General features: G+C 66.7%; 5 protein-coding genes. 4 read left to right on the top strand and 1 reads right to left on the bottom strand.

Annotated elements, in window-relative coordinates; genetic code table 11:
- Positions 1-53: 53 nt before the first annotated feature.
- Positions 54-1,457, bottom strand: a complete 1,404-nt coding sequence (locus AC3FLX_RS07105; protein WP_488695122.1) for a sigma-54-dependent transcriptional regulator — start codon at positions 1,455-1,457, stop codon at positions 54-56.
- A gap of 217 nt (positions 1,458-1,674) precedes the next feature.
- Here AC3FLX_RS07105 and AC3FLX_RS07100 point away from each other — a divergent pair, with 217 nt between their 5' ends.
- The 4 genes from AC3FLX_RS07100 (at position 1,675) to glgB (ending at position 12,051) form a co-directional block, all read left to right on the top strand.
- Positions 1,675-2,781, top strand: a complete 1,107-nt coding sequence (locus tag AC3FLX_RS07100) for a sigma-54 interaction domain-containing protein (protein WP_488695121.1) — start codon at positions 1,675-1,677, stop codon at positions 2,779-2,781.
- A 321-nt stretch (positions 2,782-3,102) separates the two neighbouring features.
- Positions 3,103-6,399, top strand: coding sequence for a maltotransferase domain-containing protein (locus AC3FLX_RS07095; RefSeq protein ID WP_488695119.1), 3,297 nt, complete (start codon positions 3,103-3,105; stop codon positions 6,397-6,399).
- Positions 6,396-9,791, top strand: coding sequence for a maltose alpha-D-glucosyltransferase (gene treS, locus AC3FLX_RS07090; RefSeq protein ID WP_488695117.1), 3,396 nt, complete (start codon positions 6,396-6,398; stop codon positions 9,789-9,791). The genes AC3FLX_RS07095 and treS overlap by 4 nt, the downstream gene beginning before the upstream one ends.
- Positions 9,778-12,051, top strand: a complete 2,274-nt coding sequence (glgB, locus tag AC3FLX_RS07085) for a 1,4-alpha-glucan branching protein GlgB (RefSeq protein WP_488695116.1) — start codon at positions 9,778-9,780, stop codon at positions 12,049-12,051. Before treS ends, glgB begins: the two co-directional genes overlap by 14 nt.

The raw sequence follows: 12,051 nt of genomic DNA, 5'->3' as shown, positions 1-12,051 counted from the left end.
ACCCTGCCGCCACGCCACGGCACTTACGCCCGCAGGCACTGCCTCACAAACCCTCACGAGGCAGCAGGCGGGCTGGCGTCGCTACCGCGCGACGCCCGCAGCCATTCCGGCAGTTCGCCTTTGGCGGCGTAGTCCTCCAGCCGGTTGTACAAAGTCTTCAAACTGATACCCAGAATTTCCGCCGCGTGCTTCTTCACGCCCGCGCACTGCTCCAGCGTGGCGAAAATCAGCTGACGGTCCGCCTCGGCCAGCGACATGCCTACCGGCACCGACACCACGGCCGTGCCAGCGCTGGGCGCCGCGGCCACCTGCAGCGGAATCTGGACTTCGGTGATCACATCCTGGTCGGCCATGATGTAGGCGCGCTGCACAAAGTTGCGCAGCTCCCGCACGTTGCCCGGCCATGAATGCATGCGCAGGCTTTCCAGCACCGCCGACGAAAACCGGCGTTGCGTACCCTGCTCGGCGTTGAGCTGTTCCAGCATCGTGTTGGCAATCTGCACCACGTCCTCACCGCGCGCGCGCAGCGGCGGCAGCTCGATCGGGAACACGTTGAGCCGGTGGTACAGGTCCGCGCGCAGCTTGCCCTCTGCCACGGCTTCTTCGGGATTCCGGTTCGTGGCGGCCAGCACCCGCACATCCGCATGCGTTTCCCGGTTGGTACCCACGCGCATGAACGCGCCCGTTTCCAGCACGCGCAGCAGCTTTACCTGCAGCTCCAGCGGCATCTCGGTAATTTCATCGAGGAACAGCGTGCCGCCATCCGCGCGTTCGAAATAGCCCTTGTGCTGGCGATCGGCGCCCGTGAAGCTGCCCCGCTCATGGCCGAACATCTCGGTCTCGATCAGCGTGGGCGAGATGGCGCCGCAGTTGACGGCCAGAAAGGGCTGGCGGCGGCGCGCCGACAGCTCGTGCACGGTCTGCGCGGCCAGTTCCTTGCCGGTGCCGCTTTCGCCGATCAGCATCACGGTGGCCTCCGTCGGCCCCACCTTGCTGAGCTGGTCGTAGACGGTCTGCATGGCCTCCGAGCTGCCCAGCAGGCGGCCGAAACGTCCGTAGCGGCGCAGCTCGCCCCGCAGCGAATGCACTTCGGCGCGCAGCTCACTGGTGGTGGCGATCCGCTTGAGCACGGTCTGCAGCCGCGTGACATTGATCGGCTTGACCAGATAGTCGGTGGCCCCCAGGCGCAATGCCTCCACGGCGGATTCCACGCTGGCATAGCCGGTGGTCAGGATGACTTCGACGCCGGCGGAGCCGACTTCGTCGAACAGCTCCATGCCGTTGCCGTCGGGCAGGCGCAGGTCAGCCAGGATGGCATCGGGCATGCGCCAGCCGATCTGGAGCCGGGCTTCGCGCAGCGTGCCGGCGTTGGCGGAGGTGAAGCCTTCGATCGCGACGATTTCGGCCAGCGCCGCGCAGGCGTTCTCGTCGTCGTCAACGATCAGGATATGTGGCATAGGAGAATCTGATGGCGTCGTAAGACCGGCGTCTGTTTGTCATGGCCCGCGGGCGTGGCTGGTTGGTCACGGCGTGCATGGACGGCACACGTCTGAGAATAGCCTGAAGTGTAGTGACAGAGCCTTGCCCGTTATGCCGGTGTCCGTCTGACACGCCTGTGGGACCTTGCCGCGACAGCGTTTCAGGCGGTAGCCACCCGGCGCACGAACAGATAGCATGATAGGCATCTTCCACCAATGCGACGTGCCTGCATACCCCGGCCACCCCAACTCGCAACAGGCCGGATCGGCGGGCTCCATCCACCCCGTGTCAACCACTGCCACGCTCCCCTCCGGCCGCCCCGCGCCGCCGCCTCGCGCTCCGGGCCGCCGCGCCGCACCGGCGCAGGTTTCGCTGCTCTGGGAAAGTACCTCGCCAGCCATGCAACGGTTGATCGGCCAGCTCAATCGCGTGGCCGCCACCGATGTCACCATGCTGGCCGTCGGTGAAAGCGGCAGCGGCAAGGAAGTTGTGGCCCGCGCGGTGCATGAGCGCAGCAGCCGCAGGACTGGGCCGTTCGTGGCCGTGAACTGCGGCGCCATTGCGCCCACGCTGATCGAATCCGAACTGTTTGGCCACGAAAAAGGCGGCTTCACCGGTGCGCTGGAACAGAAGGCCGGCTACTTCGAGCAGGCCCAGGGCGGCACGCTGTTCCTGGACGAAGTCACCGAGATGCCGCCGGAGATGCAGATCAAGCTGCTGCGCGTGCTGGAAAGCCGCTCGTTCCATCGCGTGGGGGGTGACGCACCGCTGGTCAGCGACGTGAGAATCCTGGCCGCCACCAACCGCGATCCGATGGACGCGGTGCGCGACGGCCAGCTCCGCGAAGACCTGCTGTACCGCCTGGCGGTGTTCCCGCTGCATATTCCGCCGCTGCGCGAACGCACCGAGGATATCGTTCCGCTGGCCCGGCACTTCCTCGACGAGTTCAACACGATGGAGCAGACGGAAAAGACGTTCTCTCCCGGTTCGCTCGAACGGCTGGTGCGCTACGACTGGCCCGGCAACGTGCGTGAGCTGAAGAATTCGATCTACCGTGCCTACATCCTGGCCGACCGTCAGGTGGAGATCGGCAACCCCGGACTCTCCAGCCAGCCGCAGCGCCCCACCACGGTCGATGGCATCGTCAGCGTCCGGGTGGGCACCACGCTCGCCGACACGCAGCGCGAGATCATCCTCGCCACGCTGGCCAAGTTCGATGGCGATAAGCGGCAGGCCGCCAAGGCGCTGGGCATCAGCCTGAAGACGCTCTACAACCGCCTCGACGTCTACCGCGCCGGCTGACCTGGCGAACACCCCCGCTGTCTCGGCCGCGCCACCAAACCGAGTCTCCTTTCCGTCGCCGCCACCCATTCGGGTGACCCCGAAGCGCACCTGCCGGGCAGGTGACTTTCCTACGCCGCGGCCTCGGCGACCGTGCATTTTTTACACCCCTGACCGCGCAGAAGCATGGCCGGCCTCCGCGTTTCCCGTTGCTGCACCGCAATTTCCCGCTCACGTGCACCTTCCGCCGACGGCTGGCATGCGGTCTGCATGTCCTGACGGAATTGACATGACGCGCGCCCAGCCTGCCCAAGGGCGCCCCACGGCCAGAGGACGTGTGACGTGCGCATTTGCCAACTCAACCTGACGGAATCGCGGGCGCTGGACAACGACGCGCTGCTGCGTGCCGCGAAGCTTGGATTCGACCATGTTCTCCTTGCGGGCTGGTCGGCCCCTCACCCCCGCCCCGACGCGCTGCGTGCGGCGTTTGAAGCCTGCCGGCATCACGGGCTGGCGCCACTGCTGGACCTGGCGCTCGATCGCTTTCCCAGGGACGCCGCTGCCATGCACGACGGCTGGGTCGATCATGCGCGGCCCGCCGGCAGCCCCGACGCCACCGATAACCATCTGCCCGGCGTGCGCCTGCGCTGGTTCGACGATGCCACGGCGGGCCAGTTGCTGGCCTGGTGGAGCGCGCAACTCGGCGACGCGGTGGATGCCGGCGCGGCCGGCTTCTGCTGCCGTGCGCCGACGCGCGTGGCCGGGCGGCACTGGGCCGAACTGATCGAGACCTTGCGCAGGAACGGTCACTCCGGCGGCCCGTTATTCCTGGCATGGACGCCGGGAACCACGCCGCAGCAGATCGACGATCTGGCCGTGGCACCGTTCGATGGCGCGTTCTCGTCATTGCCCTGGTGGGATTACCGCAGCGCCTGGCTGACCGAGGAAATCGCACGCCTGCGGCGCTTTGGCCGCGTGCTGGCCGCGCCGGCACTGGCGCCCGATGGGGTCGACGTACTGGCCGCGCGCCGCGCGCTATGGACAGCCGCCGCCATCGGCGATGGCTGGATGGTGCCAGCCGGTTATGAAACCGGCGCCGCCGTCCATCCCCTTTCGCTCGATACGGCACCGGCCGCCCAGGCCGATGGCCACCCGGACGACATCGTCGACGCGCCCTACGATCTGACTCACGAAGTCATGCAAGCCAATGCCTGGCTGGCCGCGCGCGAAGACGAGCCCGCGGTCGCGGTACGTCAGGTCAGCGGCCCGGACGCACCGCTGACGGTGCTGGCGCGCGTACCCGGTCATCTGGCCAACGGCGCGGCCGGCCAACCCGCGCTCACCGTGGTGCTGAACCCCTGCGCCGTGCAACCGGCGTCCTTTGGCGTGGACCGCGTGCTCAGCGGCCTGCCGCAAGCATCCTCGACGCTTGCGCCCGTCGAAGGCGGCCCCGGCGGCTCGCTCGACGATGGACTGGCGCTGAATCCATGCAGCAGCATCACCTTGCCGCCGGCCGACATCCGGCTATTCGAGGCGATACCGGCGCCGGCCGCTCCCGTAGCAAAGTCCAGACGCGGGGACACCACGACAAAAGCCGCTGACCGCGCGTTGGCTGCGGCAATGGAAGCGCCGCGCGTGGCCATCGAAAACCTCTCACCGTCCACGGACAACGGCCGCTTTGCCGTCCGCCGCACGGTGGGCGAGCGCGTGGAAGTCTGCGCGGACATCTGGATGGATGGGCACGACAAGCTGGCGGCGGTTGTGCTGTGGCGCGGGCCCGGAGAGCAGGACTGGCATGCCTCGCCGATGGTCCACATCGTCAACGACCGATGGCGCGGCAGCTTCCCAATGGTGGCGTTGGGCCGCCACGAATTCACCGTCGAGGCGTGGCGCGACACCTTTGCGAGCTGGCTCGATGAAATCGGCAAGAAGCGCAAGGCGGGTGTCGGCATCACGCTCGAAATCGAGGAAGGCGCGCGGCTGGTGGCGGAGACCCTGGGCACGCCCGACGGCAGCGCTATCACCGATGCCGGCGCGATTCTCGGCGATCTGTCCGCCGCCGCTGGCGATGACGCGCTGCGGCTCGAAATCCTGCTCTCGCCGCGCACCGAGGCCGCCATGCGCATGGCAATGGATACGCCCGCGGGTCGCCCGTTTGCCAGCCGTTTTCCCACTGCGATGCCCGTGGAGGCAGACCGCCTGGCCGGCCGCTTTGCAAGCTGGTACGAGCTGTTTCCGCGTTCGGAAAGCGGCGATGTGACCCGGCACGGCACGTTCGACGACGTGATACGCCGCCTGCCGGCCATCCGCGCGATGGGTTTCGACGTGCTCTACTTTCCGCCGATCCACCCGATCGGGCAGATTCATCGCAAGGGCAAGAACAACAGCCTCAAGGCCGAACCGGACGACGTGGGCAGCCCGTACGCGATTGGCGGCGCGGAGGGCGGCCATGACGCCATCCACCCGCAACTTGGCACGCTGGAAGACTTCCAGCGGCTACGGCAGGCTGCGGCGGCAATGGGTATCGAGCTGGCGCTGGACTTTGCCATTCAGTGCTCGCCCGATCATCCGTGGCTGCGCGAGCATCCCGAATGGTTCTCGCACCGGCCGGACGGCACGCTCCGCTATGCCGAGAATCCGCCGAAGAAGTACGAGGACATCGTCAACGTGGATTTCTACGCGACGCCGCCCGGCGGCCAGCAGCTCTGGCTCGCGCTGCGCGACGTGGTGATGTTCTGGGCCGACCAGGGCGTGCGCCTGTTCCGCGTGGACAATCCGCACACCAAGCCGCTGCCGTTCTGGGAATGGATGATCGCGGACGTGCGCGCCAAACATCCGGACACGCTGTTTCTGGCCGAGGCGTTCACGCGGCCCAAGATGATGGCGCGACTGGCCAAGCTCGGCTTCTCGCAGTCTTACACGTACTTCACGTGGCGCAACACCAAGGCCGAGCTGATCGAGTACATGACCGAGCTGACGCAAGGCCCGCTGCGCGAGTTCTACCGCCCGCACTTCTTCGTCAATACACCGGACATCAACCCGTTCTTCCTGCACGACGGCGGGCGCCCCGCATTCCTGATCCGCGCCGCGCTCGCTGCCCTGCTGTCCGGCCTGTGGGGTATGTACAGCGGTTTTGAAGTCTGCGAGAGCGCGCCGCTGATCCTGAACGGCGTCGAGCGCGAAGAATATCTCGACTCCGAAAAATACGAGCTGCGCGTGCGCGACTGGCACGCCCCCGGCAACATCGTTGCCGAGATCTCCCGGCTGAACCAGATCCGCGCCAACCATCCGGCGTTGCAGAGCCACCTGGGCCTGCGCTTCTATCACGCCAGTGACGACGCCGTGCTGTATTTCGCGCGCTTTGTCCCCACCGGGGCCGAAGGCGCGGGCGCGTTTGGCGACGACGTGCTGCTGGCCGCCATCAGCCTTGACCCGCGCAAGCCGCGTGAATCGGAAATCGAGCTGCCGCTGTGGGAATGGGGCCTGCCGGACCATGCCGCGCTCGACGTCGAGGACCAGATGTTCGGCACGCGCTTCACCTGGCATGGCAAACGCCAACGCATCCGCCTGAACCCGCATGAGCTGCCGTTCTCGCTCTGGCACGTCAGGCCCCAACAACAACCTGGAGACACGGCATGAAGCGACTCTCCGAGCGCGCCAACGCCGCCCTGCTCAACGCCGACCCGCTCTGGTACAAGGACGCGGTCATCTACCAGCTGCACATCAAGTCTTTTTTCGACGCCAACGGCGATGGCGTGGGCGACTTTGCCGGCCTGCTGGCCAAGCTGGACTATCTGGTCAACCTCGGTGTCGACACGATCTGGCTGCTGCCGTTCTATCCGTCGCCACGCCGCGACGACGGCTACGACATCGCCGACTACCGCAACGTGCATCCCGACTACGGCACACTGGCCGAGGCCAAGCGCTTCGTCACCGCTGCGCATGCGCGCGGCCTGCGCGTGATCACGGAGCTGGTAATCAACCACACGTCGGACCAGCATCCGTGGTTCCAGCGCGCGCGCCGCGCGAGGTCCGGCTCCGCCGCGCGCAACTACTACGTCTGGTCCGACAACGACCAGAAGTACGCGGGCACCCGCATCATCTTCTGCGATACCGAAAAATCGAACTGGAGCTGGGATGCGGAAGCCGGGGCCTACTTCTGGCACCGCTTCTATTCACACCAGCCCGACCTCAATTTCGACAACCCGCAGGTGCTCAATGAAGTGCTGTCGGTCATGCGCTTCTGGCTCGATATCGGCATCGACGGTCTGCGTCTGGACGCCGTGCCCTACCTGGTGGAGCGCGAGGGCACCAGTAACGAAAACCTGCCCGAGACCCATGAGGTGATCCGCAAGATCCGGCGGCATCTCGACGAACGCTATCCAGGCCGCATGCTGCTGGCCGAGGCCAATATGTGGCCGGAGGACGCCCAGCAGTATTTCGGCGGCGCCAGCGGCGGTGGCTCCGCCGACACCACGGGCGCCGCCAGCCCCGACGGCGGGATCGAAGGCGACGAGTGCCACATGTCGTTCCACTTCCCGCTGATGCCGCGCATGTACATGGCCATCGCGCGCGAAGACCGCTTTCCGATCACCGACATCATGCGGCAGACGCCCGAGGTGCCGCCCAACTGCCAGTGGGCCATCTTCCTGCGCAATCACGACGAGCTGACACTGGAAATGGTGACCAGCAGCGAGCGCGATTACCTGTGGGAAGTCTATGCATCGGACCGGCGCGCGCGCATCAACCTCGGCATCCGCCGACGGCTGGCTACGCTAATGGAGCGCGACCGCCGGCGCATCGAACTGATGAACAGTCTGCTGTTTTCGATGCCCGGCACGCCCGTGATCTACTACGGCGACGAAATCGGCATGGGCGACAACATCCACCTCGGTGACCGCGACGGTGTGCGCACGCCGATGCAGTGGTCCCCCGACCGCAATGGCGGATTTTCGTCCGCCGACCCGGAGCGGCTGGTGCTGCCGCCGCTGCAGGGTCCGCTCTATGGCTATGAAGCCGTCAACGTGGAAGCCCAGACGCGCGACCCGCATTCGCAGTTGAACTGGATGCGCCGCATGCTGGCGCTGCGTCGCCAGCACCGTGCGTTCGGACGCGGCACGCTGCGCTTTCTGTTCCCGGGCAATCGCAAGATTCTGGCTTACCTGCGCGAGTACGATAACGAACACATCCTCTGCGTGGCCAACCTGTCCCGCGCCCCGCAGGCCGTGGAACTGGACCTTTCCCAGTTCAATGGCCGCGTGCCCGTGGAAATGCTCGGCGCCACGCCCTTCCCCGCCATCGGCCAACTCACCTATCTGCTGACGCTGCCGCCCTATGGCTTCTACTGGTTCGTGCTCAGCGAGGATGCGCAGCCGCCATCGTGGCACGTGAACGCCCCGGAGCAGATGGTGGACCAGGTGACCCTTGTGCTGCAGAACGTTGGCGGGCGCTCCGAGCTGACGGAATCCGCGCGGCGCGCGTTGACGACCGAGGTGCTGCCGAACTATCTGGCACGGCGCCGCTGGTTTGCTTCCAAGGGCGAGCGTATCGAGCGCGTGAACGTGGCCTATGCATGGCCGGTTGCCAAGGTGGGCAACACCGAGGAAGTCTGGCACTGCGAGGTCGAAGTATCGCTACCGGGCCGCACGGAGTGCTACCAGTTGCCGGTGGCCCTGTTATGGGACCGGGAGACTGCCGAGGGCATGCCGCAGCTCATGCATGGACTGTCGATGGCACGTGTGCGGCGTGGCCCGCGCGTGGGCGTGGCAACCGATGGCTTTGTGGTGGAGGCCTACGCGCGCGCGATCGTTCAGGCGCTGCGCGAACGAATCACCGAAAAGGTATCGCACGGCACGATCCGCTTCCTGCCGGAACCGGGGCTTGCCGAAGCGCCGATCGAAAGTGAGCCGGTGCAATGGATGTCGGCCGAACAGTCGAACAGCTCGCTGGCCTACGGCAATACGGGCGTGCTCAAGCTCGTGCGCAAGGTGGCCGGCGGCGTGCATCCCGAAGCCGAGATGACGCGCTACCTCACTGGCAATGGTTACCGGCATTCGGCCGCGCTGCTGGGCGAGGTGGTCCGCACCGGTGCCGACGGCACGCCCCATACGCTGATGCTGCTGCAAGGCTATATCCTCAACCAGGGCGATGGCTGGGACTGGACGCTGGACTACCTTGGCCGTTCGATCGACGATGCGCTGCCCCTGACCGACGGTCATGACGAGTTTGCCGAAGCACTCAACGGCTACGCCACGATGGTCGGCACACTCGGCAAGCGTCTGGCAGAGCTGCACGCGGTGCTGGCGCAACCGACCGATGACGATGCATTCGCCCCGGTGGCCGCAGCCGAATCGCAGGCGTCCGAGTGGGCCGAGGAAGCACTGAAATCGCTGGACGAAGCACTCGGGCTGCTCGACGCCCGCCGCGCCCATGCCACGGGCGATTTCGCGCGCGACATCGACGCCCTGCTGGCGGCGCGCGGCAAGCTGCCGCATCTGGTATCGCGCCTGGCCACTGCCGCGCCCGGCAGCCTGCAAACGCGCATTCACGGCGATTTCCATCTCGGCCAGGTACTGATCGCGCAGAACGATACCTATCTGGTGGACTTTGAAGGCGAGCCGCGCCAGCCGCTGGCATTCCGCCGGCGCAAGACGTCGCCGCTGCGCGATGTGGCTGGCCTGCTGCGATCGATCGACTATGCCGCCGCCACGGTGGGCACCGACCGCCAGGAACGCACGCATGCCACGCTGCCGCCCGCCCAGGCCGAGCGCCGCGCCGCATTGCTCGACCGCTTCCGCACCACGGCCGGCGACGCATTCCTGAACTGCTACCAGCAGACGATGGCCGCCGCGCCGCGGGCATGGGCGGCATCGGAGCAGCTGCAACCGCTGCTCGACCTGTTCCTGCTGGAGCGCGCGGCCTATGAGGTGGGCTACGAGGCCGCCAATCGCGTGGCCTGGATCGATCTGCCAACCAGCGGTCTGGCAAGGCTCGTGCGCAAGCTACTTGGAGACGACGATGGCAAGGAATGATGCCGCCACGCTCGATCCACCCGCGCCGACGCTGCCCGGCCCCGTCATCGATGCCCTGCGCGAAGCGCGGCTGGCCGATCCGTTCGGCGTGCTCGGGCCGCACCGCGACGACCACGGCGTCGTGGTGCGGGCCATCGTTCCCGGTGCGGCGGCCATGCAGTTGACTGGCCGCGACGGTGAATTTCTTTCGGACATGGCACCGCTGCACGTGGAAGGCATATTTGCCGGCCGCCTGCCGAACTTCGCTGGCGGCCAGCCATCGGCGCAGGACTATCGGCTGCGCATCCGCTGGCCGGACGGCAGCGAGCAGACCAGCGCCGACCCCTATGCGTTCGGGCTGCTGCTCGGCGAGCTGGACCTGCATCTGTTCAACGAAGGACGCCATCTGGAACTCGGCAAGTGCCTCGGCGCGCAGTGCCTGACCATCGACGGCGAACCCGGCGTGCGCTTTGCCGTGTGGGCACCGAATGCCAGGCGCGTATCGGTGATTGGTGATTTCAATGGCTGGAACCCGGCGCGGCATCCGATGCGCCTGCGTCACGGCGCTGGTATCTGGGAGCTGTTCGTCCCGCAGGGCATGGGCGTATCGCCCGGCAGCCGCTACAAATACGACATGACCGGCCCGCATGGCGAGGCCCTGCCCGACAAGGCCGATCCCGTGGCCCAGGCCACGGAGCTGCCCCCGGCAACCGCGTCGGTGGTGGCCTGCGCGGGACATGCGGCCCCGCCGTTCCACTGGAACGATGCCGCATGGATGGAGCAGCGCGCGCAAACCGATCCCTATAGCGCGCCGATGTCGGTCTACGAACTGCACGTGATGTCGTGGCAGCGCGCGGCCAACGACAGCGGCCGGGGCTGGGACATCCTGGCGGAACGGCTCGTGCCATATGTGCGCGACCTTGGCTTCACCCACATCGAGTTGCTACCTGTCACCGAGCATCCGTTCGGGGGTTCGTGGGGCTATCAGCCGTTGTCGCTGTTCGCGCCCACCGCGCGGCTGGGGTCACCCGAGCGCTTTGCGGCATTCATCGACCGCTGCCACCAGGCCGGCATCGGCGTGATTCTCGACTGGGTGCCCGCGCACTTTCCTACCGATCCGCATGGCCTGGCGATGTTCGATGGCACCGCGCTGTACGAGCACCAGGACCCGCGCGAAGGCTATCACCAGGACTGGAATACGCTGATCTACAACCTGGGCCGCAACGAAGTGCGCGGCTTCCTGCTGGCCAACGCGGTGCATTGGCTTGAGCACTACCACGCCGACGCGCTGCGCGTGGATGCGGTGGCATCGATGCTGTACCGCGACTACAGCCGCGAAGCGGGCCAGTGGGTACCGAACCGCTTTGGCGGCCGCGAGAACCTCGAATCGGTGGCGTTCCTGCGCGAAGTGAACACGGTGGTGCATGAGCGCTGCCCCGGCGCGCTCACCATTGCCGAGGAATCCACCGCCTGGCCCGGCGTCACGGCCAGCGTGGCGTCCGGCGGGCTTGGCTTCGACTTCAAATGGAACATGGGCTGGATGCATGACACGCTGCGCTACCTGTCACATGAATCCATTCACCGCCCCTGGCACCACGGGGACATGACGTTCGGCATGGTCTATGCGTGGTCCGAAGCGTTCGTGCTGCCGCTTTCCCACGACGAGGTGGTGCACGGCAAGGGTTCGATGATCGGCAAGGCGCCTGGCGATGACTGGCAACGCTTTGCCAATCTGCGCGCGTACTACGGCTTCATGTGGACGCATCCCGGCAAGAAGCTGTTGTTCATGGGTAGCGAATTCGCGCAGTGGCGCGAATGGAACCACGACGACGAACTCGACTGGGCGCTGCTGGATCAAGCCGCGCATCGCGGCGTCCATTCGCTGGTGCGCGATCTGAATCGCCTGTACCGCGACCTGCCCGCGCTGCATGCGATGGACCATCGTCCGGAAGGCTTCCAGTGGATCGTCGGCGACGATCACCAGAACAGCGTATTCGCCTACCTGCGACGAGCGGCGCCCGGCAGCGAGAAAGTGGTGCTGGCCGTCGTCAACATGACCCCGGTGCCGCGCCACGGCTACCGGTTGGGCGTGCCGTTCGCGGGCACGTGGGAGGAATGCCTCAACACCGATGCCGGCATCTACGGCGGCAGCAACCTTGGCAACAGCGGGCGGGTGCAGGCCGGGCCGGAGCCATCGCACGGCCATCCGGCGTCTTTGTCGCTGCTGCTTCCGCCACTTGCCACGCTGATCCTGCGGTACCTGCCCGATGCGAATGGCTGA

The sequence above is a fragment of the Cupriavidus sp. 291-E7 genome (genome assembly GCF_057798835.1).
Note: the sequence above shows the minus strand (reverse complement) of the source record. Positions and strands in the feature narration are given on the sequence as shown.

What these genes read in the sequence shown, in the direction of transcription:
- treS (WP_488695117.1), top strand. Translation starts at nt 6,396, where the DNA reads ATGAAGCGACTCTCCGAGCGCGCCAACGCCGCCCTGCTCAACGCCGAC.
- AC3FLX_RS07100 (WP_488695121.1), top strand. Translation starts at nt 1,675, where the DNA reads ATGATAGGCATCTTCCACCAATGCGACGTGCCTGCATACCCCGGCCAC.
- glgB (WP_488695116.1), top strand. Translation starts at nt 9,778, where the DNA reads ATGGCAAGGAATGATGCCGCCACGCTCGATCCACCCGCGCCGACGCTG.
- AC3FLX_RS07105 (WP_488695122.1), bottom strand. Translation starts at nt 1,457, where the DNA reads ATGCCACATATCCTGATCGTTGACGACGACGAGAACGCCTGCGCGGCG.